24 protein-coding genes are annotated in these 26,339 nt (G+C 35.4%); 22 read left to right on the forward strand and 2 right to left on the reverse strand.

Annotated elements, in window-relative coordinates; all coding sequences use genetic code 11:
• Nucleotides 1-140: 140 nt before the first annotated feature.
• Nucleotides 141-512, forward strand: a complete 372-nt coding sequence (locus CKK03_RS17990; protein ID WP_099363908.1) for a hypothetical protein — start codon at nt 141-143, stop codon at nt 510-512.
• Nucleotides 513-655: 143 nt separating this feature from the next.
• Here CKK03_RS17990 and CKK03_RS17995 read toward each other — a convergent pair whose 3' ends face one another.
• Nucleotides 656-1,120 (reverse strand): hypothetical protein, encoded by a 465-nt coding sequence (locus CKK03_RS17995; RefSeq protein ID WP_099363909.1) that lies wholly within the window; start codon nt 1,118-1,120, stop codon nt 656-658.
• A gap of 362 nt (nt 1,121-1,482) precedes the next feature.
• On the opposite strand from CKK03_RS17995, the gene CKK03_RS23800 reads away from it, so the two are divergent.
• From CKK03_RS23800 to CKK03_RS18045, 9 genes are all read left to right on the forward strand, one after another.
• Nucleotides 1,483-1,623 (forward strand): hypothetical protein, encoded by a 141-nt coding sequence (locus CKK03_RS23800; protein ID WP_180271302.1) that lies wholly within the window; start codon nt 1,483-1,485, stop codon nt 1,621-1,623.
• Nucleotides 1,624-1,795: 172 nt separating this feature from the next.
• A complete protein-coding gene (locus tag CKK03_RS18000) occupies nt 1,796-2,803 on the forward strand; it encodes a DUF3231 family protein (protein WP_099363910.1) in 1,008 nt (335 codons plus the stop codon).
• A 922-nt stretch (nt 2,804-3,725) separates the two neighbouring features.
• Complete coding sequence (locus tag CKK03_RS18015) at nt 3,726-3,914, forward strand: hypothetical protein (RefSeq protein WP_099363913.1); 189 nt, start codon at nt 3,726-3,728, stop codon at nt 3,912-3,914.
• A 54-nt stretch (nt 3,915-3,968) separates the two neighbouring features.
• On the forward strand, nt 3,969-4,145 hold the full coding sequence (locus tag CKK03_RS23805; protein ID WP_180271303.1) for a hypothetical protein: 177 nt from the start codon (nt 3,969-3,971) through the stop codon (nt 4,143-4,145).
• A gap of 712 nt (nt 4,146-4,857) precedes the next feature.
• Nucleotides 4,858-5,424, forward strand: a complete 567-nt coding sequence (locus CKK03_RS18025; RefSeq protein ID WP_099363915.1) for a DJ-1/PfpI family protein — start codon at nt 4,858-4,860, stop codon at nt 5,422-5,424.
• 115 nt (nt 5,425-5,539) lie between these two features.
• Nucleotides 5,540-5,989, forward strand: a complete 450-nt coding sequence (locus CKK03_RS18030; RefSeq protein WP_099363916.1) for a GNAT family N-acetyltransferase — start codon at nt 5,540-5,542, stop codon at nt 5,987-5,989.
• Between the two features lie 588 nt (nt 5,990-6,577).
• Nucleotides 6,578-6,784, forward strand: a complete 207-nt coding sequence (locus CKK03_RS18040; RefSeq protein WP_099363918.1) for a hypothetical protein — start codon at nt 6,578-6,580, stop codon at nt 6,782-6,784.
• Nucleotides 6,785-6,923: 139 nt separating this feature from the next.
• Nucleotides 6,924-7,100 carry a hypothetical protein gene (locus tag CKK03_RS23810; RefSeq protein ID WP_180271304.1) on the forward strand — a complete coding sequence of 59 codons (177 nt, stop codon included), beginning with the start codon at nt 6,924-6,926 and terminating at the stop codon, nt 7,098-7,100.
• Between the two features lie 218 nt (nt 7,101-7,318).
• Nucleotides 7,319-7,774 (forward strand): hypothetical protein, encoded by a 456-nt coding sequence (locus tag CKK03_RS18045; protein WP_099363919.1) that lies wholly within the window; start codon nt 7,319-7,321, stop codon nt 7,772-7,774.
• A 156-nt stretch (nt 7,775-7,930) separates the two neighbouring features.
• On the opposite strand, the gene CKK03_RS18050 is transcribed toward CKK03_RS18045, so the two are convergent.
• Entirely contained in the window at nt 7,931-8,110 is a 180-nt protein-coding gene (locus CKK03_RS18050) for an aspartyl-phosphate phosphatase Spo0E family protein (protein ID WP_180271305.1), read from the reverse strand.
• 296 nt (nt 8,111-8,406) lie between these two features.
• On the opposite strand from CKK03_RS18050, the gene CKK03_RS18055 reads away from it, so the two are divergent.
• From CKK03_RS18055 to CKK03_RS18110, 12 genes are all read left to right on the forward strand, one after another.
• Nucleotides 8,407-9,042, forward strand: coding sequence for a DUF3888 domain-containing protein (locus tag CKK03_RS18055; RefSeq protein ID WP_099364108.1), 636 nt, complete (start codon nt 8,407-8,409; stop codon nt 9,040-9,042).
• A gap of 397 nt (nt 9,043-9,439) precedes the next feature.
• On the forward strand, nt 9,440-11,665 hold the full coding sequence (locus CKK03_RS18060) for an FIMAH domain-containing protein (RefSeq protein ID WP_099363921.1): 2,226 nt from the start codon (nt 9,440-9,442) through the stop codon (nt 11,663-11,665).
• A 232-nt stretch (nt 11,666-11,897) separates the two neighbouring features.
• Nucleotides 11,898-12,965, forward strand: a complete 1,068-nt coding sequence (locus CKK03_RS18065) for a Wadjet anti-phage system protein JetD domain-containing protein (protein ID WP_245864204.1) — start codon at nt 11,898-11,900, stop codon at nt 12,963-12,965.
• Nucleotides 12,956-14,470 carry a hypothetical protein gene (locus CKK03_RS18070; protein WP_245864192.1) on the forward strand — a complete coding sequence of 505 codons (1,515 nt, stop codon included), beginning with the start codon at nt 12,956-12,958 and terminating at the stop codon, nt 14,468-14,470. The genes CKK03_RS18065 and CKK03_RS18070 overlap by 10 nt, the downstream gene beginning before the upstream one ends.
• Nucleotides 14,467-15,213: a DUF6063 family protein gene (locus CKK03_RS18075; protein ID WP_099354439.1), complete on the forward strand. Its 747-nt coding sequence runs from the start codon at nt 14,467-14,469 to the stop codon at nt 15,211-15,213. The genes CKK03_RS18070 and CKK03_RS18075 overlap by 4 nt, the downstream gene beginning before the upstream one ends.
• On the forward strand, nt 15,191-19,657 hold the full coding sequence (locus CKK03_RS18080; protein WP_099363924.1) for a hypothetical protein: 4,467 nt from the start codon (nt 15,191-15,193) through the stop codon (nt 19,655-19,657). Before CKK03_RS18075 ends, CKK03_RS18080 begins: the two co-directional genes overlap by 23 nt.
• A 242-nt stretch (nt 19,658-19,899) precedes the next feature.
• On the forward strand, nt 19,900-22,302 hold the full coding sequence (locus tag CKK03_RS18085) for a tetratricopeptide repeat protein (protein WP_099363925.1): 2,403 nt from the start codon (nt 19,900-19,902) through the stop codon (nt 22,300-22,302).
• Between the two features lie 15 nt (nt 22,303-22,317).
• A complete protein-coding gene (locus CKK03_RS18090; protein ID WP_425432882.1) occupies nt 22,318-22,800 on the forward strand; it encodes a peptidoglycan recognition protein family protein in 483 nt (160 codons plus the stop codon).
• Nucleotides 22,801-22,993: 193 nt separating this feature from the next.
• Nucleotides 22,994-23,293, forward strand: a complete 300-nt coding sequence (locus CKK03_RS18095; RefSeq protein ID WP_099363927.1) for a hypothetical protein — start codon at nt 22,994-22,996, stop codon at nt 23,291-23,293.
• 148 nt (nt 23,294-23,441) lie between these two features.
• The gene (locus CKK03_RS18100; RefSeq protein WP_099363928.1) at nt 23,442-24,041 is read left to right on the forward strand and encodes an HAD-IA family hydrolase; all 600 of its coding nucleotides are present in this window, start codon (nt 23,442-23,444) and stop codon (nt 24,039-24,041) included.
• Nucleotides 24,042-24,554: 513 nt separating this feature from the next.
• Nucleotides 24,555-25,325, forward strand: coding sequence for an SDR family NAD(P)-dependent oxidoreductase (locus CKK03_RS18105; protein WP_099363929.1), 771 nt, complete (start codon nt 24,555-24,557; stop codon nt 25,323-25,325).
• A gap of 224 nt (nt 25,326-25,549) precedes the next feature.
• Nucleotides 25,550-26,326 carry an SRPBCC domain-containing protein gene (locus CKK03_RS18110; protein WP_099363930.1) on the forward strand — a complete coding sequence of 259 codons (777 nt, stop codon included), beginning with the start codon at nt 25,550-25,552 and terminating at the stop codon, nt 26,324-26,326.
• The last annotated feature ends 13 nt before the right edge of the window (nt 26,327-26,339 follow it).

Raw genomic sequence — 26,339 nt, forward strand, 5'->3', positions numbered from 1 at the left:
TTTTCTTTAACGGGTGCGTTGATCCAATAAGGATTAACCACCCTTTTTGTTGAATTCCTTATTGAACAAACGAGGCAGGTTAGTTTAGAAAAAGGGATATATGATGACATTAAAAGATAACTGAAAAAGGGGGTTGAAATGTGTATTGGGGAGATATGATTGTTGGGTCAAAAATTTTTAGGTTAATTATTAAAGGTGCTTTTTGGACTTCCATTGTCATAGCTTTACTCCTTACTTTTATGGTTATTAATTTCATTTTTAAAATTACACTTTTAGATTATAGGTTCGATGATGGAGAACTACATCCACCAATTGAAATTCAAATAAATAATGACCACCTTAATTCAACTATCGGGTGCGTTGATCCAAGAAGATTAACCACCCTTTTTGTTGAGTTCCTTATTGAACAAACGGGGCAGTTTAGTTCAACAAGAGGTAAATGTAAAAATAATAATGTCTATGATGAGGTGTACAAATGGGGAAGAAAAATAAGTGAGCTTTTAGTAAATTAAAAATATCAAAGATTTTAGCCACTTTTTGAATGAAACAAAATATTAGATATGGGTATTCAGCTCAAAAGTGTCAATAAATCCACCTCCTATTTCTATTAAGAAATCTTAAATAAAACTAAAGCCAGGGACTTCTCCCTGACTAGCTATCTCCTTCTAGCAAAAATCTGCTGGGCAGCAAAATCAATGTCAGCACCTAACTGGGTTTGCTTATTAATCGCTGCATCCAACGAAGTCCGATCACCTGATTCTTTATAGTTTACAATGGATTCCAAGGAATCGGGTAACTGCAAGATTGCATTTCTATAAATGTCATCAAAAGCCTTAAGTTCTGATTCATCTGTTGGAATAGGGAGGGTTTCCACTTGCTTGGTCGATTCCTTTAACTCCTCCAGTGCAGTTTTATATTCATCTTTTCCGTTTTGGGTATTGAGGAAGTAAATAGTAGCTCGTGATGCTTTTACTGCAACTTCCTTATGCGAAAAGTGAAAGGAGGATATCGAATTAATATACTCAGAATCTTCAACAACCTCAGGTGTAGCTTCTTTAATATTGCAGCCGGATAAAAACAAAACAAAAATTATAAAAAATTTAATGTTTATTTGTTTCATAAGAAACCTCCAAAAACTTAAAATTCAAGGACTCTTAAAATTACTTAGCTCATTCTATATAGGTCGATTATGTAGTTTATTATGGACAATATATATATATGAATTCATCACAATTTAAGGAAAGCAATTGAGGAAGACTCTTATTAAGCTAACGGGCAGGATAGTTTAATGAGAAAAACAAAGATCTTATGTCGAAGCAGAACTAAAAAGCGACATTGATGAGAAATATGAAAATAAAGAAGTCCTTGGACTAAGTGACCGAAATCAAATGCCCAAGAACTTATAATTTTAGAATAATCGATTAAACATGTATTTTCAATGAATGTTAATTAAAATAGTGCGAAGGTAGGATAGGTACAGTTATGATTTATCGCTGTTGTATCTGTAACAAAGAAGTAGATGTGGACAGTGAAGAAACAGTAGTTGTAAAAACATTTTTGGATAAGGATTTTGCGCATAAGAAGTGTGCAAAAACAGAAGGAAGTAACGTCGCAGTTCGGTGAAATTATGAAATTAAAACACTCCTTTGTTTAAGGGGCAGTTTAGTTGAAAAAGAAAGAACAGCCTACTGCACATTTAACATTGTAGAAAGCAGTAGGCTTTTTTATTTACATATTGTTAAAAAATTAGGGAATATTGTACAAAAAAGGATTGTTTGGTAGATGGAGGTTTATTATGGAGGAAGGCAATCATGTACATCTTACATCAGCAGAGATAACGGCTATTTGGACATCCTATATTAATGATACTGCCATTTCTTGTCATTTTAAATACTTTTTAACCATGGTTGAGGATGAAAAGATTAAAGCATTAGTCAAACATGCTTTTGAAATTGCTCAAGGAAATCTTAAAACATTAACTGAGATTTTCAACAAAGAAAAGTATCCAATACCTTATGGATTTAAATATAGTGAGGAAGTAAATAAAAATGCTCCTAGGTTGTATTCAGACACATATTTTTTGAATTACCTCCATCAAGCAGCACAAATTGCTCTGCAAGGATACAGTATGTATCTGTCAGTATCAGTTAGAGCAGATGTTTACAGTCATTTTAGTGAGTGTATTTCACAATTAACAAATTTTCTTAGAGAGGTAAAAGAGCTTTTATTATCTAAAGGTCTTTATATCAGGTCTCCTTATTTACCTATACCAGATGATATTGATTTTGTTAAAAAACAAAATTTCCTTAAAGGCTTTATTGGAGAAAAGAGACCCTTAGTAGGTACAGAAATATTAAACCTCTATGTTAACTTTCAAAGAAATGCTTTTGGAGTTGCAACCTTAATGGGATTTAGTCAAGTTGCACAGTCAAAAGAGGTAGCCAAGTTTTTATTTAGAGGTGTAGAAATTGCAAAAAAGCATTGTGATGTTTTTGGAGCTATCCTTAGAGAGAATTACCTTCCAGTACCTATGTCATGGGATTCAGATGTAACTGAGTCTACAGCTTATACTTTTTCTGACAAACTTATGATGTTCTATACTACATCCCTTATTGCCCTAAGTATTGGATTTTATGGTACTAGTATGGCAATGAGCCCTAGAAGGGATATAGGTCTGAATTATGTAAAGCTTACTGCTGAAATAGCTCTGTATGCTGAGGATGGAGCTAATATAATGATTAAAAATGGGTGGCTAGAACAGCCTCCTATGGCTCCTGATAGGGATGAATTAATAAAAAAATAGAATCAATAATAATCCATTTTCAAGTCCTTCTGCATAAAAACAGAAAGGGCTTATTTTATTGCATTGGGACTTAAGTAATTTCCTTCTAGACATTTTGTGAAATAATTCACTTAAATTAACGGTTACAAGAGTTAAAGAGCCAGCTGCAATTCCTGTGCAGCTTTTTTCTTGTTGAGCTAACATGGCAGTTTAGTTTAAGAAGGGGTAATTAACATCCTTCCAGAATAATACATATTAGAACGCTAATATTTCTGAAAGGAGACTGATAAATGACCACATTTATTACTGTTATTACCACAATTATCCCATACTTGCTTCTTATCCCTTTTATACTTTTAATCTGGTGGCTAATTAGAGTTATAGGAAAAAACAAATGAGATTTGCAGTATATTACTTCACTAAGGGTGCGTTAATCCAAGAAGGATAAAGCACCTTTTTGTTGAAGTTATTAAGCTAACGGAGCAGCAATGTTAAATAAGGAAAAGAAAGGAGCAAATATCTTTGGATATAGAGACTCTTAATAATACATACATAAATGTTTTAATAATCTCCGCTTTAATTTGTGGTCTAGTTGGATTTATTATTACAACAAAATACAAAAACCACAGAATAGGTTTCTTTACCTTGTTCTTCCTAAGTTTAATTTCCTTGCTTAGTATTAACAAATGGTACACTGAATCTTTTATTGATACTTTGCAAGTTACTATTCCACTGATATTAAATATAGCAGTTACAATTGTAGGCTACGTTTTATATTTAATCTTATTATTTATCGCTTATAGAAAACTAAACAAAAAGAATCAAAGTCTTTTCAACAAATAATTGTTTAACAGGGCATGGATAGCAATATTAGGTATGTGAAAAAATGTACTCAAACTAACGAAGCAGTTTAGTTCAATAAACTTAGGGAGGTTTGGTTTTTATGGCAATTAGAATTATGGTTGGAATTGTTGTTGGAGGATTACTCGGTTTTATTAGTGCTTTGATTATAGCAAGTGCAATGAATGCACCAGATGTAACAGTCCTTTATGCAATTTATTTCGGAGTGATTTCTGGTTTATTGGTTTGTTTAATTATGGAAGTTAATAGACTAAATAACACTAAAAAATGATTTTCAACTAACGGGTGCGATAGTTCTAAAAAGTTTATTTTAAGGGGGAAAATGATGAAAAAATATTTGCCATCCATTATTGTGTTTTTTGTCTTTTGTATTGTTGGGAAAATTTCGGTCGGCAATTGGGGATTTTTTATAGCTGTTGTTATCGGATTTTTATTTCTAATATATCAGGAACTAAGCATTATCTCATCACTTCTAAGAGAACGTTCCTCTACAAAAAAGTAACATAGCTTATTCAACTATCGGGTGCGTTGATCAAGAAGGATTAACGGCCTTTTTTGTTGAAGTTAATAGGCTATCGGAGCAGGATAAGTTTAATAAAGGGGGAGGTTTTATTAAAACGGATTATAAATGTTTTGTTAATATCTTTTTTGAAAGTGGTGATGTTCAAATTGATGTTTCAAACGAAGAACAAAATTTTAGTTTTAAATCAGGTGTTGCTTTTGTAGCATTACCAGAATTTTTTTATAAACTTTCAAAACTTTATAAGGGTGAAATTAAAGAAGAACGATTATATTGCCACGGGAATGGTGAATATTATAATTATTCTACTGACGGTATCAATCTAACTGTCGAGCATATAGATAATTTGCCTCCACAAAGTCGGATAATTAACTACTATAAATTTAACCTAAAAAAATATCTTCGGGCAGTTGATATAGGATTTGAGGGCTATTTAAAGAAGTTGGAGGGTGAGGGTATTTTACCGTTAAAAGAACAAGAATTTTATCATCCATTAAATGATGAGGTATTGAATGCTTATTACAATTTTTCATTACTCCTAAAAGACCCATATCAATAACTAATAAGTTCCTCTACTAAGGGGTGCAATAGTTGAAGATCAAAGCTGTCATAAGGGCAGCTTTTTCTTGTTGTACTAACGGGGCAGGTTAGTTTAACAAAAATTTGAATTTTATAAGGAGAGGGAGAGGATTTAATGGAAATCGCTATTGTTGCATTTGATGATTTTACGGATATTGATGTATTTTTACCCTGGGACATATTAAATCGTGTCAAACATCCTGGATGGAATGTTCAAATTTATGGAACTAAAGAAACTCATAGCTCGGTTACTGGTCTTCAAGTTCCAATCCATTCGTCTATTGATGAGCTAAGAAATGCAGATGCAATTTTATTTGCCAGTGGTCCAGGAACGAGGAGATTATATAAAGATGAAAATTATCTTAAAAGACTAAAAATAAATCCATCGAAACAGTTAGTAGGTTCTATGTGTTCTGGAGCACTTATTTTAGGAGCTCTTGGTTTATTAGAAGGTATGACTGCAACCACTTACCCAACAGCGAAAAAGGAATTAGAAAAATTTAATGTTAACGTTGTTGAAGAATCTTTTATTGTTGAAAATAATATCGCAACTGCGGCTGGTTGCTTAGCCGCACAAGATTTAGTTGGATGGATAATTGAAAGATTGGTAAGTAAGAAAGTAGGAGAAGCAGTAATAAATTCAATTCAACCTGTTGGAAAGGGCTTATCTTTTACAAAGTAATGTTATTAAGCTAACGGGTGCGTGATCCAAGAAGGATTCCGCACCTTTTTGTTGAATTTATTGAACTAACGAAGCAGTTTTGTAGGAGAAGAAAATAACAGAACGAGGGGTATCCTTGATTAAAATAATTGACATTAGTAATAGTAAAAACGCTGAAGATGTTTTAAACATTCAAATACCATCATATAAGGTAGAGGCTGAAATAATTGGTTCATATGAAATACCACCATTAAAGGATACAGTTTATACATTGCAACATTGTGGAGAAACATTCTTTGGTTATTATGAAAATGAAGTATTATGCGGAGTAATATCTATAAAAGTAGACTGTGATGATGTCGATATACATAGGTTAATCATACATCCAAACCATTTTAGAAAAGGAATCGCACAGATGCTTTTAAATTTCATTGAAACTAAGTTCCAGGTTGAAACACTAAAAGTAGCGACAGGTTCTAAAAATATTCCAGCAGTTAGTTTTTATAAAAAGAATGGATTTCAAAACATTAAAGAAGTAATAGTAAATGAACAACTATCCTTAACCTTTTTTGAAAAGAAATTATAATTTTCTTATTGAAGTAACGGGTGCGATAGCAGAACAGGCTGTCGCTTCTTCAACTATTGGAGCAGTTTAGTGGAAGAAGATTTTACGGGTACGTTTACCCAAGAGGGGTTACGTACCTTTTTGTTGAAGGTATTAAACTAACAAAGCATGTTTGAATAAATAAAAGGAAATCCATTCTATTTTGGAGAATTATTTACATATGTTTTTCATTAGAGGTGAGGAAAAGTGAGAAAAAATGTGTTTTTGATAGCTTCAATTTTCAATATATCGTTATTTATTTTCACTATATATCAAATAAAGACCCCAAAAGTTGGTCCAATTGGAAGTGGAGAAATATCTACATTATCTTGGATATTAACCTTTTTCCCACTTGTTTTAGGAATCATTTTTCTTTTATTGTTTATTACATTACACATAGAAGAAAGGAAGAAAAGTAGCTAATTGTGACACTCTCTAATTCAAATAAACCCATCCAAATACAATCAAAATATAACTTTGTGAGGTATTGTATTTCAACTAAAGGGTGCGAATGTTGAACAAGGTTTTATAATTTTTGTTTTGTCTTACTATAAATGAAGGAGTGAGAGAATGCACTGGAAAAAATATGCGATACTTTTACCACCATTTGTTCTTATAGGTCTTCTTTTATTGTTTTACCTACCAACAGGTCAAAAACATTATGCAATATTAATCGCCTTAGTGTTCTGGACATTTTATTATTCTTGGGTTTACATCGATAAGAAAAGAAGAAAAGATGGTATTGAAAGACCTTCAGTTAAAGGCATCAAAAAATAAGATCTGTCTTGAATTAACGAAGCAGTTTAGTTTAATAAGAAGGATATGTTTTTAAAGTGCACAATATATTAGAGAGCCTGATTTTCTAATTAGGCTCTCTAAATTTTTTCGTTCAGGAACAAATAATGGGGGTATAAAAGTGAAATTCGATAATCAGACCTTAGAGTTGATAAAAGTGCTCTCTCTTGTTGTTATAGCAATAAGTACATCTATTATTGCTTTATGGGTTAGTCAGATCCCTAGCTTATTGGGAGGCATTAGCGAGAATCTTAGTGGAATTTCAACGAGTTTATTTGATTATTTTAATAAAGAATAGTTGAGTTGCTTACTGGATTAGTAAATTAAAATAAAATAGTTTATTAAAGTATCGGGTACTATCCTACGAGAAGGAGAAGTGCCTATTTTAGTAGAAGTTATTACACTAACGATGCAGTTTAGTTGGACAAGGACAGGAAAATCATTTAAATTTTATTAGTGTCAATGTTTAAAATTATAATGAATTAATAGTCAAAAAACGTGAAGGAGTGAAGATATGTGAATACATTCTTCAAGTTGATTGCAGGTTTGTTTTGCGTCTTTTTATTAACAGGATGTATTGGAGAAGAATATGATTTTTCTCCACCAACTGTTTCAGTGTTTACTCCAAATGGTATTAACTCCCAAGAAGATTTAGCAGAAGCAAACATAGATTGGAATTATGATGAAAAGTACAATAAAGAAACGAAGGATATTCAATCATTCGCAAAAAAACAAGATGTAATATACTTTAATGCAGGAGAGTTAGTTGCTATAACCCTTGAAGATGGGGATTTTAATCCAAATAGAATAAGTGTTTCAGTTTGGCAAGAAGACAAAAAAATTGATTTAGAATATCAAAAAAACAGCCAAGACTTCTACTTACCAGAAGAAAAAGGTGAGTATATGATTGTGATTGACATAAATGCGGATAGTGGAAATGCTCAATACGTTGGGAATGTCGTTATTCAATAATTTGAAGGTTAGAAACGGCAATTACTTAGGCATCTTCTTTTTCTTCTTCAACTAACGGGTAGCGATTGTTCAATAGGAACAGTCGCTTTTTACTTACGTGAGCGGCGGGGATGCTACGGGGTAGGATGTATTCACATTCTAGAGGTGATAATTTCCTTATTTTCCGTGTAATAATTTTTCATATTCATTTAAAAGTTTGTTTAAAGCTTGGCTCAATGATAATACTTCTTCATCAAGAAAATCTAAATTCTTATTGTAAGCTGTTCGAACCATTTCTTCACGAAGTAGCTGGATTTTATTCCAAAGTTCTTTCTCTTTATCAAATTTCTCATTCATTTTTGCACCAACTATATTATAAATTCTAAACATTATACATTGTGCCGTTAATGCATGGCTATTATGTATTAGAAAATATAATTGTTATAGGTTCTATACAATAAAATGATTGTGAACAGTTGTACTTAAACTATCGGGTGCGTTGATCTAAGAAGGATTAAACACCTTTTTTGTTGAATTCCTTATTGAACAAACGAAGCAGTTTAGTGAAGAAAATAAAACTCCTATAAATAACACAAAATATATCAGAGGTGATTGCTATAAAGTTAATTATTTCGACTATTATTTTGTGCATTATGTTGCCCACAATAGCCCGAGCAACTGAACAAATTAAGATTACAGATGATGAATTTAATATTGATTTAACGGGTTATACATATGAATCCTTAGTGAGTCTTAACCAATTAGGAGATAAAATAACACCACTAATGCAATTGTACCTATTGGTTATTCAATTAGAACAAGAATGGATCGATGAACCTCGTTTTTATACAAAAGGAAATAAAGGTTATGTTCACCTATGGAAAAAAGATGGTACCAATGTTCTCTATCAAGTTGAAAAACGACCGTCTGGTATGTGGGAAATTGTTGATATAAAAAGAAAGAATATAGACAGAATACCTGTACCTAAAACACTCTTGAAAGAAGTTTTAATTGAACGGTTAATCGAACCAATTAGTAAAGCAGTTGAAGAGTATTACGAACCAAAACTTTGGTATCGAGGGTTTGAGAAAATTATTAATATCAAGAAAGATGAATCGGAGAATGTTTATTATGTGACAGTTCAAGTTCAAACCTTTGAAGGTGCTCATAACCCTCCATATGGTGAAGAAACTATTACCTTTCAGATAAAAGGGAATGAGATTAAAGTTTCTGATTACAGGCATAGAGACATTCCAGAAGAAAAGTGGACTAAGTTAAAATTACGATAAATCCTTGTTCAACTAAAGGGTGCGTTAGTCAAACAAGCCATTTTATAAAATGGAACTTCCTAATTTGTGGAGGTTCCATTTTTATAATTAATATCAACATTAAACTTTAAAAGAACCTAAAATTAAGTATCAATTGATAATTATATCCGTTACCATTATCAAGAAAGTAAAGTAATTCATACCAGTTATTTGGTAGTGGTTCATAAGAATTATAAAAAGACGTTGAGTCTTCATGTTTCGAATATTTTCCTAAGACTATATTCCTGTCTTATTTTTGGGCTATTTATCGTCATATCCACATAATTTTAGATTTGTTACCCTTAAAATATACCAAAAAGAGGGAGGGATCTTAGTAACCGACATATAATAAAAACTTTAATAAAAAGGAGCGAATAAAATGAGAACGTTTACAAAGTGGTTTGGAATTTTATTAGCTGTAGGTGTGTTAATTGTTTCTTCTCTACTCTATAGTTTGCCCGTTCATGCAGAAGTAGAAAAAAGATTTAAAGAACCTATAAATTTGGGGTCTACTATCCAAAGTATCGCAATCTATGATTCTACCTATGGCACTGAAAATGGACGAGATATGATGTACACAACTGCCAGCGGAGACCCCGCAATTTTTCAGGTAATCGACCTTGAAAGTCAGGAAGTAGTTAGGACATATCCTTTAGAAGGAACTTCGGCAGTTTGGACACATATAACCGTGCCGAATGGCAACGTCTATATTGGTGGCAATGGGTATCTTTATGAATATTCCCCTGACACACAAGAAGTAAAAAATGTTGGGAGTATAGGAGAAACTGTCGTATACGGTTTATCTTATGATGAAAAAGGTCGGGTTTATTTTGGTTCGTACCCGAATGCAAAAGCCGGCAGATATGATCCAAATACCGGAGAGATGAAGGACTATGGTTCTGTTGCTCCGGGACAGAGCTACTCGCGATCCACGGCATATCACAATGGTTACTTATATGTAGGTATCGGTGTTGACAATCGGATCGTGAAATTAAATGTGGAATCAGGTGAGTATGAATCAATAGAGGTACCAGATCATGTTGTACCTGGAAGCAGTGTTTGGCAATTAGACGCAGCAGGAAAGTATATCATTGCGGGTGTTGGCGGTGGTAGTAATACACTTCTCTTTTATGATACAGAAACAGGCCAATGGAGTGACAAATACTATACAAACAATAAAGGGTTACGCCTGATTCATGGCCTTCCAGGAAGCAATAAAGTCTACTTCTTGCAAGGTAGTAGATTAAAGGAGGTAGACCTGGATACCCTAGAAGCGGTTGATACAGGAGTCGTGTTTGGAACCTTTTTACGAAATACAACGTGGGTTGAAGTTGAAAATGATCCTGACTTACCTGGACAATCATTAGTTACCGTTCAATTTGGTGGCCAAGTCAGTTATTTTAATTTACAGACCAAAAAAGTAAAAACCATTCAATATCCAATTGTCGGTAATCCAATTCCTATACAAACGTTAGAGAAAGGTCCCGAGGGTAATTTATATTTAAGCGGTTATCCAGGAGGAAAGGGTGCAGTGTATAATCCCGAAACAAATGAGTACAAAAATTTCACCTTGGGGCAAGCAGAAGGTATGGTACCCCTTGGCAACAAAATGTATTTTGGGGTTTATCCAGGTGCTACCATTTTTGAAATGGATCCTACGAACCCAGCACTCTCTGCTAAACAAATTTATGATATTCCTAATCAGGACCGACCATTTATAATGTCTGCAGTCAACGATCAATTATATATTGGTACCATACCGGATTATGGCCATTTGGGAGGTTCATTAACAGTACTTGATCCCACCGGTGCAAAAGATCCAGTCGTGTATGAAAATGTTGTCCATAATCAAGCTATTGCAGGGTTGGAAGAAGTAAATGGAAAGCTATATGGTTCGACGACCGTTGCTGGGGGATTAGGAATAGACCCAACTGAGCCTGCAGCTAAAATATTCGTATGGGATATAGAAAAAGGTGAAAAAATTACGGAGTTTGTTCCGGAAATACCAGGTGTTACAGTTAAACCGAAGCTGATTAGTGGAATGAGTCTGGGACCTGACGGATTATTATGGTCAGCAGCGGGTGGAACAATCTTTGCAATGGATCCGGAAAGCTTAGAAATTGTGAAGAGCAAAAGTGTCTATCCTGAAATTAAAGATTTTGGCAGATGGAGACCAATTCATATCCGCTGGAGTGAGGACGGACTTATGTACACAACTCTTGCTGGCCAACTAACTGTCATTGACCCTGATTCATTGGAGCATGAAACACTTTCTGAAACTGAGTTAATGACCATTGGTGATGATGGAAATATTTATTATGCCGACAAAGCCAATCTAATGAAAATTGAAGTAGCAGAAACATTAGAATCTGCACTGAAATTCATTAAAAAGCATGCAAGTAAGGGAGAGATTACAAACTCATTAAGTATGCAATTGTCTAACTCGTTAACTTCATCCATTCATCATCGGGGCATGGGTAGACAAGAACAAGCTTTAAAACATTTACAAGATGCGATCAAGCAATTTGAGAATGCTAAAGAAACAGATATAGCCGAACATATATCTATTAAATTGCAAAGAATCCTTGAATCAATCGAAATATAAAAAGCAGAACCATCCTAACTGCGATATGCCATAAGCATAACCGTTAGGATGGTTTTTTTATTATATTGAACAATATGATAAACAATTAAAATTTGACAATGGAAGGCATGAAGATATTGGAGGAAAAATCCATTTACCTCCTTTTAAATAACTAGTTTATAATAAATAGATATCCCTTTTTTGGATAAATAGGTTTTATTCTTTGGTAATAAGAAGATACAAGTAGGTGAGTATGATCAATATCATTGAAGCAAGGGTGAGAGGGTTTATCGAGGATATTCAGCACCCGAAGCAGAAAAAGAAGATTAATATAAATGATTTAGAGCTTCAGCTACGGAGGCTCTTAGATGACTATTTTGATATGGACGGGTATTCATTGTTCTATCAATCAATTGAAGCATTGCAAACTGAAGGGGTACTGACTCCAATTCTAAATAAACAACATAATGGAAGAACACCGTCACTTTCCTTATATTACTGGGTGAATATTAAGATACAGGAAGACAAATGGGATCGTCTCGAAATGATGAAATTAAGCGATATATTTGATTTTTCCTATTATGAGCATCATCCCGAATGGCAAACGAAAGAGGAATGGATGCGAATCCAAAATGTATATACATTTTTAAAGTCTGTTCCAGAGCGGGAAGTGGTATCCGTTGAGGAAAGAAGCCTGGAACTCTTTGGGCATGAAAAGTTTTTACTAGACGCTGTTAGTTTTCCCGAGGGAAAAGGCTTTTTAGCGAGAATTGGAGTTACAGAAGACCAGCTGAAAATGGTGAATTACGGGGAGCCTTTTGTCTTTTGGATGAAGCAGGGGAAAGAAATACAGGATATTCGAAGGGTTCTCCTTGTTGAAAATCTATCATTCTTTCATACATCCATTAAGCTATTGGAAGCTAATCTGCTAGATTATGAACCGGAATTAATTATTTATGGTGAAGGAACGAAAATTGAACGTAGTTTCTCCTATTTCTTTCGAATGTTTCCGTCAAAGCCGTATTTATTTTATTATGCAGGGGATTTAGATGCAGCAGGGTACGGGATCTTTATCAGGTTGATTGAAAAATATCCGGATTGCTCGATTCAGCCGGCCTTAAAAATTTACCGCAAAATGCTCGATTGTTTCGAACAAAGGAATGACCAAAAACAAGGGCAATCACAAAACCTTAAATACCGTGATGCATTTTTTCAATGGTTTACTGAGGAGGAGCAAGCACTATTACTCCAATTATGGGAGGAAAATAAACGGATTCCACAGGAAGTACTAACAAGCGAAACATGGAGGAGATGGATGTGAACGAGTCATGGGAAGGATTTGCTCAGAGAATGCAACGATTAAATCCACTGTTTGAGCTTGGAAGGGGAATGGATATAGGGGAGCTAAAACCTCATATCCAGACCATTCTTATGCAGGTACTCCTTACCATCTTTTACCGAGAATTAAATGATGATGACAATAGACGTAAATCTGATATTAAGTATATGGTGGAAGATACAATTAAGGAGATGAAGCTCTTAGCGGACGAAAAGCAAATCGATCGGATTACGAGCGGGCTTCTATATCAAGGAAAAGAAGAGTTTAGTAAACCATTTGAAGCACTTTATTACGATGAAATAAGAGGTTCATGGGAGACGCAAACTTTCCGATATGTCACAATGGATGAACTCTATACGAATTTAGAGATAGGCAGCTCCATTGTTTATAAGCTCACAGAGATTGCTCAAGAAATGATCTTTATGAGCCGAGAAATGGCAGAGGAATTCTCGATTACCATTGAGCAGCTCTATAGTATGCAACTTATTAAAAATGGAAATTTCAGGAAGGCTACTCGAAACCTCGACCACCTCATTTCACGAGTGAACCGCTTAATGGCAAGGGAGTATTCTTTTCAAAAGGAAATGATTAACAATCCCAAGATTCTCTTAATTGAAGAGGAATGGCAAAGGGCTGACAACCGAGAAGAAATCGAAAACCAATTTGAAGAAGAAAAAAATCATTTCCGTACGATTACAAGTATGATTGAAAAAACGAAACGACGGAACGAGGAAGATGATTATATACAGAAGGAACTGATTCTTCTCCAAGAAAAAATTGGCCATACAAGGCAATTGCATGATCGGTTTGCAAAGCTCGTTATTCAAAATATTTCCTATGAGATGAAGCTGAAAGTAGAAAACCCTTCCTTGTTTTGGGAAAACAGCCTCGTTTCATTTCGAGAGCATTTTTATGAAAATTGGTTCATGAAGGAAGGCTTTAATCGCTTTGATGAAATTGAAAATGTTCTCTCTCCTTTATTTTCGCCGAAGAATGAGTTTATTTTGCCTCTTGATTGGATTTGGGGTGAACAAGAATTCGATGAAAATCCTCAACCTGATGTAGTTGAAGAAGAGGCACCAAAAGAAACCATCACAACTCAGCGCGTGACGAACTGGGATTCTGTTATTAAGGCTTGGAGCTATGTTTTTCAATATTTACAAACACACCGTGAGTTTTCTCTAGCGGATCTAGCGGATTTACCATTAGAGGTGCAGGATTTGTGGTTAGAGGAATCTGAAACAATTGATTTATGGATGATGTTTGATAAAAAGCCACTGAAAATTCAAGTCATCCATCGGAAAGAAGAGTCATTAGGTGATGAAAGGGAAATCCTTCTTTTTAAGTTAATGAAGGAATATCCCCAATTTCAAATGTTTGAGGGTATGAAGATTTATACAATATTTGATCATCGAGCGGAACCCCTCCTTTGGCATCGTATGAAAATAACCCCTTTTAAAATTTGTGTACAGGAGGAGAAGCGATGAACACAGAAACAATCAAAAAAGCATCGACTGTTTATTTTACTCTCTTAAAAGATAAAGTAATTGACGAAAACAGCGAGCATTTTCAAACGTATTTTGATCCGGAAGTAAGGCAAACGGTCCTTTTATTGGCAGATGAATCAGGTACATATATTATTGAAGCACCAAAGCGCATTCACTTGGTTGTCCAGCCTACCGGATCTGTCTTTGCTACTAATTTTACGCATATGAAAGATAAACATCGGCAAGTCGAAACGAAAAAACACTTTCATCTTATGAGCATCATTATTATGTCCTTTTTAGCAAGCATCGACCGGAACCAAGCTGCTAAAGTTCGTACAAAGCGGGAAGGTATTAGCTATTACGCATTAGAACGTCAAGTCAACGACCTTATGATGAATTGGGATAGCCTTCTGAAAGGGAACCCTCGTTTTGGTGAAGAAGAACGAATTGATATGAAGGAAGCTGTAACCACATGGAAGTACATGGAGGTTGACACAGACGATTATAGAATGAAGAAAGGCAATCGCCGTACGAGAATTGGTTTAATTGCGAGTAGTATGCGGTTATTAGAGACGGAAGGTTTGATTGTTATTCTAGACCGGGACGATGTTCCAAAGGTGATTCCAAAGAATGAGCTATTTGAGCGTATTGAATACCTATATCACGATTATGACCGTTATGAAATGTTTAAAAAATTAATGACAACAGAGGAGGATGAGCATGCCGAAAATTCATCGAATTAGAATTGTTGGCCTTAAGTATGATGGCATGCAAAAGCAATATAAGGATACTACCTTCAACTTCCATAATGAGAAGTCCTCATCAAATGGACTCATTGCGATGATGAATGGTGGTGGGAAAGGGGTGTTTTTGCAAACAATCTTTCAAATCATAAAGCCAGGCACATCATGGGGTAAGCAAAATAATCGATATTATCAGCAGTTCTTTTTTAATAATAAAGAGCAATTTATTCCTTATACGTTTCATGTCGCCATGGAGTGGGAATTAGATGGGTCTGACCGAAGGCATTTAATCACTGGAGGCATGTTCTCAGCAGAACAACGGATTTCCATGAGTGATGAGGGTGAAAATGAAAGAAAGTCATTGGAGCAAGAAGCGAAAATCCTTCCGAATATTACCTTTTATACAAGAGAATTTGAACGGAACGAAGTAGCAGCCCTTGAGCATATTCCGCTCTATGAAAATGATGCGGTGGCGGACACAGAAGAATTAAAGGATTATTTAAAATGGAATGGCTATGATGTTTACCGAGATACGAAGAAGCATTTTCGTATCCTAGATACATATGGGATTAACCGTAAAGACTGGGATATTATGAAGGATATCAATAAAGATGAAGGTGGAGTTGGAAAATATTTTGAAGGAGCGGAGGATGACCATTCCTTATTCCAAAAAAGAATCATTCCAACGGTTAGTCAGGTGTTACATCGAACCGAGCATCAAAAGAACGATCTCGTGGAAATCTTCAAAAGTCAGGCAAGCATCGCTAAGGACCTGCCAATCCTATTAAAAAGAGAACAAGCCCACAAGGAGTTCCTAGAGGATATTGTCCCATTTGAAGAGCACCTAGCAAAAGGAATCGAACATAAGGAAATTGTGGAAGAAAGCATTAAAGTAGGTAGACAATTTCTCGGAGCTTTAGAGCATTTAAAGCAAACGGAAGAAGAAACACAGCTCAATTTAGAGAAGGAAATGGAAAAATTAACGGAAAAGCAAGAGGATTTACGCTTTCAAAAGGACAATTTGGAGTATGCCAAAGCCCATCAAGAGGTTCTAGATTGGGAAAAGAAGGTAGAAGAAGAAAAGAAGAAACATACAACCCTAGAAGGTGTAGTTGTAGAAAAGCAACAACGAAAAGATGAGCTCGCTTTTCAACTTCTTTTGAAAGAGTGGCATGAATTCGAACAAACCATCCGCTCTCTTTCACAGCAGATTGCAACACTGGAGCAAAATAGTGGCCTAGAGCAAGTGAATCAAAGAATGGATGAAATTAAAAAGGAAGTAGCAGTGGAGTGGGAGCAAGCCTTTCAAAAATTACAAGAAGCTGTGAAACAACATTTTGGCTATCAAAAGTTCTTAAAGAAAAAAGGGATGGAGCTTTCTAGGCAGGATAAACAAATGACAACAGAAATTGCTCAAGTTTCTACGGAAATTGATTTCCTCTATACTCAAATTCATGCATTTGAGACGAAGGAAGAGGCACTTATTGAAGAATATGGCGACCGCTTAACCTATGATTTAAAGGGTTTCATCGAAAGTTTGATGAAACAAAAAGAGGAGAAAAAGACTAGACTCATAGAGCTAAAAGCTGAGGAAAAAGCATCGAGTGACAGACAAAATCAGCTTGCTGAGACACATGGAACGCTTGTTCAATCGATTCAGTATTCAGAAGAAAAATGGGAAGAATTAAAGGCAGCAAATGAAGTTCAGAAGCAGAAGGAAACAAAGCTATACGATAAGCTCCATGGGCTGTTGACTGATATATCGCTCCCATTTACAAACTCTTTGTTATCGAATTATTCGATGCAGATTGAAGAAATGCTCGGACAAAATCGACAAGAAGGGGAGCTAATAAAAAAAGAGCTTTGGGAATCTCAGCTCGACCATTCCTTAAATGATGAACCTTTTTGGATTGCTAATAAGGATGTGAAGGAATTAAAGGAATGGATTGATGAAAAAACAGGCATTGATGTGTTTTATGGTTCGCAATTTCTCCAGTCATTAAGTACCGAGGAAATGGCAAATCACCTCATTGCTTACCCATTTCTTCCCTATGGATTAGTCGTCAACCAGCATCAATGGCAAAAAATAAATCAGCAGGTTCTTTCAGTAAGATTGTTTAACAGTCCAGTTCCGATTTTTTTACGTGAGGATATGAACGGAAACGAAAATGCTCATGCACCTTTTGTGATGATTAATGGTACAGAAAGAGAGCTACTAACAGATAAAAATCAATTTACCAATTGGAAAATCAAGATTGCGAAAAACATAGAAGAAAAGAAAGATACCCTCATTGAAATCGAAAAAACAGAAAACTCACTTCGTAGGATTTTAAAAGAAATCGATCGATTTCTATCAAGCGATCTTTCTATTGATATGGAAAAGGCAATCAATCAAGAACTGCATACGATTCAATTGAAAAAAGTAAAATTACAGGACATCACGAAACAAACCGAAAAAGAAAAGGAACTACAACTCCAGCTGAAGGAGCAACTGGAGAAAGCTTTAAGAAAGATAGACAAGCTTTCAAAGGATGTAGAAGTGTTAGAGGATTTTGAACGGGAAAGAGCCATCCACGAGGAAAACAAACGGGTGAAGTTGGAGAAGGAGAAACAAAAGAAAACACTCGTTGTCAAACAACAGGAAATCGGTAAAGAGCATGAAATGATTGTTGGCCTAGAATCCCAGTGGAACCAAACCTATTTGGAATGGAAGCTAAAAACGGAACAAAATATAAAAGAGATTGCCAATTTTATAAATGGAGCGACTTTTCCTTCTGATGAAAAAGCAGACCAAAGTGAGGAGATTCCCCGTCTATCTCCTCATCTATTAGAAGAGATAAATGGAAGCATGGATGAACTTAAACAGCTTCAAAAATCAAAGGAAGAGCAGGCCAGGGAATTACTTATTATTCAGGCTAAGAAAGAATCAGAGCAAAAGCAGCAAAAGAAATTAGAGAAAAAACTAACTGCAATCGGACAGAATTGGAATGAAGCACCGGAGCCAAATGAACCGATTAGTATATTAGAAACAATGCTACAAACAGCACAGAAGGAAGCAAAACGAGCAGAAAAGGAAGAACGTGAACAGGGGACTGCTGTAACGAAAGCAGAAACGACCCTGGAGCATGAGAAGGAACAGCGTGCCAAGGCAGGGAAAAAAGTTACAAAGCTTGAAAAACAGCCAGAAGAATGGGAAGACCTTGACTTAAAGATAAAAGAAATCGAAATAAAAGACCAAACGAAGAAAACAAAAGATGAGATTAAACAGACTGAAAAGCTTCAAAAAGAAACAGAAACCAAAATAACTGGCTATGAAGGGGATTTATTAACCTTATCTGTTATCCTCAAGGAAGAAGCAACAATATTCACAAATGATGAGATAGAAAAAATTAAGAGCCAGGGAAAAGCGTGTATCTTAGCATGGTGTGATGAGCATCAGGTCATTCAGGAGGAAGGCCAGGAGAAGCAAGCGAAAATTGAGCAATCGTTGCGTAATTTAAAACTGACGATTGAAGGCAAGGATTGGGAGATTCGCTTCAAAAATGAGGTATTAACGACACTAGATCATTTGGATACTAGGTACTATACCCATATCCAAAGCGTTGTAAAGAATATGAAACTTTTTTCACAAAGCGGTTTGGAACAATTAGAACGTGACAAGGAAAGGGCGGAGAAGGCTCAAAACTTCTGGGCAAGTCGTGCCAGTATGAAGGTGATGAGTATTTCAGAGGCGATCCGTTCGATGGTTGCAAAAATGAAGCTGAAAAATGAACGAGGTTCATTCCCCCTTGTTCAGCTAAAAGAGGATATTTTACCAAAACGGCCAGAGGACGTCGAGCCATTATTGAAACAACATTTCGTATCGTCTATTAACAAAATTACGAAGCAGTTTGATATGATTGATGACCAGAATCGAGTGTTAGACCAAGAAATAAAAGAGCTCATTAGTGATGAGCAAATTTTATTTGTCTCTCTTCGGAATCGATATCCGGAGTTGCTCGTCTATAATATGAGAACAGATAATGCCTTTATGTACGGAAAACCGCAAAGAGAGCATTACTCGACATGGCAGACGATTAATCAAGGCTCGAAGACGAAATCCGATGGGAGCGGAGGACAAAAACTTTCAGCCCGTATGGTCATGATGATGATGTTATTATCAGTTAAGAGCGAAACGGACCAGAGCTGGGTTCCGTTAGTGTGTGATAATCCATTTGGACAAGCTGCATCGGCCCATGTTCTTGACCCAATTTTCGCCGTTGCAGAGAAGCTGAAATTCCAATTTATCGTCGTTACTCCACCAGAGTTGGTGAAAACGGAGATCAGCCAAAGATTCGATGCCTATTACAAACTTGATTTCATTCGTGAAAATGGAAAAGAAATTGTTTCCGACACGATTGTTCCAGCGTTTCGGATCTATCAGGGTGAGAAAGTAGGTCAATAGAGCAGTTAAAAATTAATAGAGGAATATCTCATTATTGCCTTGACCGCCAGGGGGCACAAAGAAAGAATCCATTTTGATCAATCTTTTTCAAAATGGATTCTTTTTTATCATAATTAGTTAGATTTGTATTTTTTTAGGTTAATTCTACCAATAAAAGCAGAAGGAATGATAGAATATACCCATGAAAAAGTACTCAGCGGTGTTTAGAAGAGTATAGAGATCCTGGTTGGAGAGGTAAAATAATGAAAATCGATTTACTTGAACTATTGGAAGAAGAAGATACATATACCGGTCGTCAAAAAGAATTAGATTTGTTTTTTGATTCCTTGGAGAGCAAACAGTGGAATGAGTATAAGATCCTTTCCTATTACGGGGTCGGAGGTATTGGGAAAACGGAATTGCGTAAGGAAATAATGAAGAAATTGGAGAATGGGTCCGAAGCGGAATCCACTTATATCGACTTTGAAACCAACGAACTTCAACAGGTAGAAAAGGCACTTGTCTATTTAAGAACAGAAATTGGCAAAAAGTATGGTGTGCAGTTTACACTATTTGATGCTGCCTACATCATCTACATGGAAAAAACAAACAATGCTGTTACCATAAATGAAAAGACATTGCCTTTTATTGAAAAAGGTACCTGGTTAGCGGATTTTGTTAATATAGTAGCAGATAACACGTATGTATCGATTGGGACGAGACTGATTAATACGATCTCAAAACGATTAGTAAATTATCTATCAAAAGAAGATATGATGAAGATTCGCAAATTCGAATCCTTACCAGAACATAAACTACTTAAACTATTACCGTTCATTTTTGCAGAAGACTTGGAAAAATACTTAATGAAATCAGATCATAAATTCGTCATTTTTATTGATACATATGAATCTTTATGGACGGATCAGAGAATGAAGGCTTATGATTTTGGGGTAGATGGATGGATACGAGATTTGGTGAGACAACTTCCTAATGTGTTTTGGGTAGTATTTGGCCGAGAACCTATTGATTGGGGACGTTATGAAGAAGTATGGAATCTTTATATTGGCCAAGTGCCACTTGATGCATTATCAGAAGCAGAAACAAAAGAACTCTTACGAAAACACCAAGTTTTTGATGAAGGTATTCAAGCTGAAATTTATCGAAATTCCGAGGGGCACCCCTATTCTATTAAACTATCAATTGATACCTATGATACTATATCAACTAATCGCGTTCCAATTGTATCCGATTTTAATGGATTAAAAACGCCAGTCCAATTATTTGAAAGATTTATTAGATATCTTTTAGTACCTGAAAAACAGGCGTTAGAATTATTAGCACTTACGACTGGTTGGGGCATTGAAACATTTGGGGCGTTAATGAATAATTTTCGAATCCAAATGAATGAGGATGATCATTATAATTTGACTCGATTTTCATTTATTACAACACTGGATGGTAGTATATGGGATATGCATCGATTAATGCGAGATAGTCTAATTGACTATCAACCGCCTCAAAAAGTAGTAAAAGGTAGATCCTTTTTATTTGATTATTATAAAGAAAAACTATCAAAAAAACTGGTAAGAAACGATACGCATTACGCTGGCAAAATCATTAATCAAGCATTTCACCAAGGCTTTCTTTTAATGGATCAAGGAGAAGTTTCACAGTCGTCCTTTATTGATTGGTTTAGGGATTACGATATTGTCTTTTTAAATAGTAAAGCAAATTATTTAACATTGCCTCTATTAAACCAGTTAAAAACATTCTTAGAGAACAGTTCCAATAGCGAGGCTCATAAATATTTAGGTGTTATTCTCTATGATATTGCTTTTGTCTATATGCATGAAAATCGGGATTACAAGAAAGCAGAGCCATTATTTAAGGAAGCTCTGGAGCTACGTGAACAGAAATTTCCTGATGATAAATTAATGATCGCAAAATCTTATTTTGGCTTAGCCACTCTGTATCAACGAATGGGACGAAATCAAGAAGCGGAAGAACTTCATTTAAAGGCCTTTTCGTTACGAGAACAATATTGTGATTCATCCAATTTAATCGGTCTAGCATATTCTTCTAATGGACTAGCTATGCTTTATCAGAATAAGAAGGATTATGAAAAAGCATTAGAGTATTATGGAAAAGCACTTAAAATCTATGAAACACTGAATAAATCAGATTATGGTAACATTTCAACCAGCATGATGAACTTAATTAGCTGTTATCATGAATTGCATCAATACGATATGGCCTATGAATTTTCCAACAAGGTTATGGACATTGTAAAGAATGACGAGAATTTTAACCCAATCAATTATGCAAAGGCATTAAATGTATTTGCTATTACGAAAACGGCTTTTGGTCATTATGATGAAGCACTTGAATTCCTTCAAAATTCCTATGACATTTTTAACAGTCGACTAGGAGAAGAAAGTCTAGAAGTATCAAAAGTATTGCATAACATGTCGATAACATTTAAGCTCTTAAAAAACGACATCAAAAGCATTGATAATATGAACAAGTGCCTTGAAATAAAAAATAGAATGGTCAGCGTAGAGACCCTAAGCGAGGATAATTTAAACTATCGCTATAGCCAGGAAATGAACCAGTTATTACAAGAAGACAAGCTTGATTATGATCAATTGAAATTTAACTTTTAGTAGGTGAGCAGCATGATTACGATTAAGCCCAACAACTTTCATTTTAAGGAACCGTTTGAGGAATTAGAGAAAATTGAAAAATTGATCATTCATCATACGTCAAGAGTTGATTTTACACTAGAAAAAACACACCAATTTCATCAAAATGATAGAGGCTGGAGCGGCATCGGTTATAACTATTTCATTGAAAAAGATGGAACCATTTTCGAAGGCAGAGGACTCCATGTGGGTGCCCATACGTACGGATATAATCGGAAAACTCTTGGCATCTGTGCAACAGGTGATTTTGATATTGAGTATCCTACAAGCGCACAGATTACATCTTTAATTGATATTTGTCACTATTTTATGGAACAATACCTCCTTCAACCGAAGGATGTTCTTGGGCACCGAGAACTTGAGGGCTTCGACTATACAACCTGTCCTGGAACGTTATTTAACATGAATGAATTTCGGAAGTTGCTGGAAAACGCACAAGTAGGAGTCTCAAAAGCTTAGCTAGGGGTTTTCTTGTCAAATTAAACATAGAAAGAGTCGGACGAGCATAGAATGAAATAGATTACCATAGTGCTGGTAATCGATACAGAATTAAAAAATGATAGACTTTGGGTAGTAAACTGGTAAAAATCGATGGTCCAACCTGAGTAAAGAATATATAGAGTAGAGTTAGTAGCGGATTGGAGGAAAAAGGATGATACCAAAAGAAGAAACATTTAATGAGTTCCTGACGAATTCATTTGCCAATGATGTATATTTTCGGGAGTTAAGGTTATCCCAAGAAGAAGCAGACTATGTGTTAAAAAAGTTTCCAAAAGCTAGTATGAAAAAGTGTGACACGACGGAATCGCCAGATGGAAAGTGCTGGTATGAAGTTAATCTACTACCTCTTGAAAAGACTACATCAAATGTCTCTCAAGACCTTGAATCTGAAAATCAGCGACTCAAAGAGGAATTAGAAGCATTAAAAAGATCTCTATCTCCTATAAAATAAGAATCTGAAGAAACTTGTTCAATTACATTCCGGACGAGTTTCTTTTTTTATGCATACTTTTGAAACCCGTTGATGGTTTATAGGAGACTTTTCGGACAGCTCCTTATACATATAACTTTATTTTCATGAGCATCATTCCTATAATGGTATGTACTATGTAAAAGAGAGAGGGATTCACATTAATATACTATGGGATTTTGACGGAACAATGTTTAACACCTATCCAGCACTGGTCAAGGGTTTTATCCATTTAAGCGGCAAGGATTTGGATCCGAGCGAGGTTTTAAAATGGTTAAAGGTCAACTCAAAAGTGGCCTTTCAACATTATGGAATTGATGAAAGCAAGCGAGAGGAATACATCAAGCTTTATAATCAATACTCTTTTGACAGCCGTCCGTTTGAACAACTAGAAGAGGTTTTACAAATTGCGGATAGCAACTTTATCGTTACACACCGCGACAAGGAGTCTACTCTGTTCCTCTTGGAAAAATTTAATCTGTTACATTATTTTAAGGTGGTTGTTTCCGTCGAGGAAGAGGGCTTTGCGCGGAAACCACATGCAGCGTCATATCAACATGTAATCAAGGATTATCCCATTGATTTAGTGATCGGTGATCGTGAGTTAGATTTAATTCCTGCTCGAGAATTAGGAATTAAAACCGTTGCCTTTGAAAATCCGGATATTGAGGCGGACTTTCACATTGAAAACTATGCGGACTTCAGAACGAACGTCCTACCCTATCTATAAAAAAAGCATTTCAAGGGCTGACCCCTGTAGAAAAGCGTTAGCGTGCTGTGGGACAGGCCCTGTTTTTATAAGTTTATAAAAAACGAAACTCATGGCTAACCTAAGACTGATGATGGATTAAAATCGGGGTGGTAAAATGCCTGAACATATTGAAGTAATTTTAAGGTCCATTACTTCTTTCGTTCTATTACTAATTGGAACAAGAAGAGGCGGAATTAAAAAAGCGTAATCTAACAAAGCATGATGTGGTATATGCCGTACTTTCAGCAAATGGTAATATGTATGTTGATACATATCAAGATGATATTTTCTCCCCAATTGATAAGGAATAACTATTTTTGTATATAGCAATGGGCCTGACTCTCATCAGCGTTAGCGTGTCTGGGGGCAGGCTAAGCGTATTCTTTGATTTATCTTAATTGTAGGATTACAATATTAACATATCTTGCATTCAAGATAATTAAATTCGAGATTATTTAGTAGCTAGTCTGAATAAATAAGGAGAGGTTAAGAATGAATTTTGAAGGTAAAGTAGTTATAGTTACAGGTGCAGCAGGCGGTATCGGGAAAGAAGTTGTACGGAAATTAGCGAACGCACAAGCAAAAGTTGTATTAGTAGATTTAAATGAGGACGCAATTAAAACTGTTCAAGCTGAGCTTGGTTTAACAGAAGAGAATAGTTTAGTGGTAAAAGCTGATGTTTCTAATGAAGAAAATGTTAAAAATTATGTTGAACAAACAGTTTCAAAATTTGGACGCATTGATGGCTTTGTAAATAATGCAGGTGTTGAAGGTCCTGCTAAATCACTTGAAGAAGTTACTGAGAAAGATTTTGATTTTGTTTACGGTATTAACGTAAAAGGGGTATTCTTTGGTCTTAAATATGTATTACCAGTAATGAAAGAACAAAAGTCTGGTGCAATTGTTAATACTTCATCAGTAGCTGGATTAATTGGTTCACCAAGCATGGTCTTATATAACTCATCAAAACATGCTGTAATGGGTATTAATAAAGTTGCGGCTTTAGAAGCAGCACCATTTAATGTTCGTGTTAATACTGTGAACCCAGGTGTAATTAATACACAAATGATGCGTAAAATTGAATCAAATGTTGCACCAGGTGCAGCAGAAGCAGCGCAAGCAGCTTATAACGATGCAGTCCCAATGAAACGATACGGTGAACCAGAAGAGGTTGCTAATGTAATTGCATTCCTCCTTTCTGACGAATCTTCTTATGTAAGCTCATCTTCATTCACAGTCGATGGTGCTTTGTATAATGTTTGATTAAAAACTGTAGATAATTTGATAATAAATGACAAAACTTGATTCATACCCTGAATCAAGTTTTTATATTTTCATTCGAGAGTGTATATTGATTTTAATTTCCTTAACTATGTTTAATTTTCTATGTATTTTTGACAGGCGTTAACTGATGTGTTACCATAAGGTCACATGAAAAATATGTGACCTTTTAGTCACTTATTAAAAAGTATGAAAGGATCGATGGAATGGGTGAAGAACTCTCAAGTGTTTTTAAAGCATTAGGACATCCGATCCGAAGGGAAATTTTAGATATTCTCAAGGTTTCACCAAAAACGACGGGAGAGCTAAACGACTACTTTCCGGATGTAACTAGGTATGCCATTATGAAACACTTAAAGATTCTAGAGGAAGGGAATTTGGTTTTGGTACGGCGTGAAGGGAGAAATAAAAGGAACTTCCTTAATGCAGTCCCACTTCAAGAAATGCATAACCGCTGGGTTGAGAAATATATGGAATCCACGGCGAACTCATTACTAAATTTACGGATGGCGGTACATGAAAAAGGAGGAAATGATAAGATGGAACCTTCAAAGGTTTTTCGTATTGAACAGGAATTATTTATCGATGCACCACGTGAAAAAGTATTCACGGCATTAACCGAGCAAGTAGAAGATTGGTGGGAATTCCGTATAGCTCCAAAAGGAGTAAAATCTCACCTTACATTTGATCCCGTCCCTGGAGGCCAATTTATTGAAAAATGGGGTGAAAATGAAGGAGCAATCTGGGGGAATGTGTATTATGTAAATGTTCCGGAAGAAATTCGATTGCATGGTCACCTTGGTATGCAAGGAGCTGTAAACAGTGCCTATACGTACCGTCTCCTAGAGAAAGAGGGAGGAACTTTGCTTCAACTTTCTCATACAGCTTCTGGTGTAATACAAGAGCATTGGGAAGAGGAGCATTCCAAAGGCTGGAAATACCTACTGGGAACTTTACTAAAAAATTACGTTGAAACGAAATGAAGTAGGAGGCCAA

The organism is Fredinandcohnia onubensis (assembly GCF_002734215.1).
Classification (GTDB): domain Bacteria; phylum Bacillota; class Bacilli; order Bacillales; family Bacillaceae_L; genus Ferdinandcohnia; species Ferdinandcohnia onubensis.

What these genes read in the sequence shown, in the direction of transcription:
- CKK03_RS18070 (WP_245864192.1), top strand. Translation starts at nt 12,956, where the DNA reads ATGGATGTGAACGAGTCATGGGAAGGATTTGCTCAGAGAATGCAACGA.
- CKK03_RS18015 (WP_099363913.1), top strand. Translation starts at nt 3,726, where the DNA reads ATGGCAATTAGAATTATGGTTGGAATTGTTGTTGGAGGATTACTCGGT.
- CKK03_RS18075 (WP_099354439.1), top strand. Translation starts at nt 14,467, where the DNA reads ATGAACACAGAAACAATCAAAAAAGCATCGACTGTTTATTTTACTCTC.
- CKK03_RS23800 (WP_180271302.1), top strand. Translation starts at nt 1,483, where the DNA reads ATGATTTATCGCTGTTGTATCTGTAACAAAGAAGTAGATGTGGACAGT.
- CKK03_RS18040 (WP_099363918.1), top strand. Translation starts at nt 6,578, where the DNA reads ATGCACTGGAAAAAATATGCGATACTTTTACCACCATTTGTTCTTATA.
- CKK03_RS18025 (WP_099363915.1), top strand. Translation starts at nt 4,858, where the DNA reads ATGGAAATCGCTATTGTTGCATTTGATGATTTTACGGATATTGATGTA.
- CKK03_RS18060 (WP_099363921.1), top strand. Translation starts at nt 9,440, where the DNA reads ATGAGAACGTTTACAAAGTGGTTTGGAATTTTATTAGCTGTAGGTGTG.
- CKK03_RS18100 (WP_099363928.1), top strand. Translation starts at nt 23,442, where the DNA reads ATGTACTATGTAAAAGAGAGAGGGATTCACATTAATATACTATGGGAT.
- CKK03_RS18110 (WP_099363930.1), top strand. Translation starts at nt 25,550, where the DNA reads ATGGGTGAAGAACTCTCAAGTGTTTTTAAAGCATTAGGACATCCGATC.
- CKK03_RS23805 (WP_180271303.1), top strand. Translation starts at nt 3,969, where the DNA reads ATGAAAAAATATTTGCCATCCATTATTGTGTTTTTTGTCTTTTGTATT.
- CKK03_RS18050 (WP_180271305.1), bottom strand. Translation starts at nt 8,110, where the DNA reads ATGAATGAGAAATTTGATAAAGAGAAAGAACTTTGGAATAAAATCCAG.
- CKK03_RS17995 (WP_099363909.1), bottom strand. Translation starts at nt 1,120, where the DNA reads ATGAAACAAATAAACATTAAATTTTTTATAATTTTTGTTTTGTTTTTA.
- CKK03_RS18000 (WP_099363910.1), top strand. Translation starts at nt 1,796, where the DNA reads ATGGAGGAAGGCAATCATGTACATCTTACATCAGCAGAGATAACGGCT.
- CKK03_RS18055 (WP_099364108.1), top strand. Translation starts at nt 8,407, where the DNA reads ATGTTGCCCACAATAGCCCGAGCAACTGAACAAATTAAGATTACAGAT.
- CKK03_RS18105 (WP_099363929.1), top strand. Translation starts at nt 24,555, where the DNA reads ATGAATTTTGAAGGTAAAGTAGTTATAGTTACAGGTGCAGCAGGCGGT.
- CKK03_RS18065 (WP_245864204.1), top strand. Translation starts at nt 11,898, where the DNA reads ATGATCAATATCATTGAAGCAAGGGTGAGAGGGTTTATCGAGGATATT.
- CKK03_RS18085 (WP_099363925.1), top strand. Translation starts at nt 19,900, where the DNA reads ATGAAAATCGATTTACTTGAACTATTGGAAGAAGAAGATACATATACC.
- CKK03_RS18095 (WP_099363927.1), top strand. Translation starts at nt 22,994, where the DNA reads ATGATACCAAAAGAAGAAACATTTAATGAGTTCCTGACGAATTCATTT.
- CKK03_RS18080 (WP_099363924.1), top strand. Translation starts at nt 15,191, where the DNA reads ATGCCGAAAATTCATCGAATTAGAATTGTTGGCCTTAAGTATGATGGC.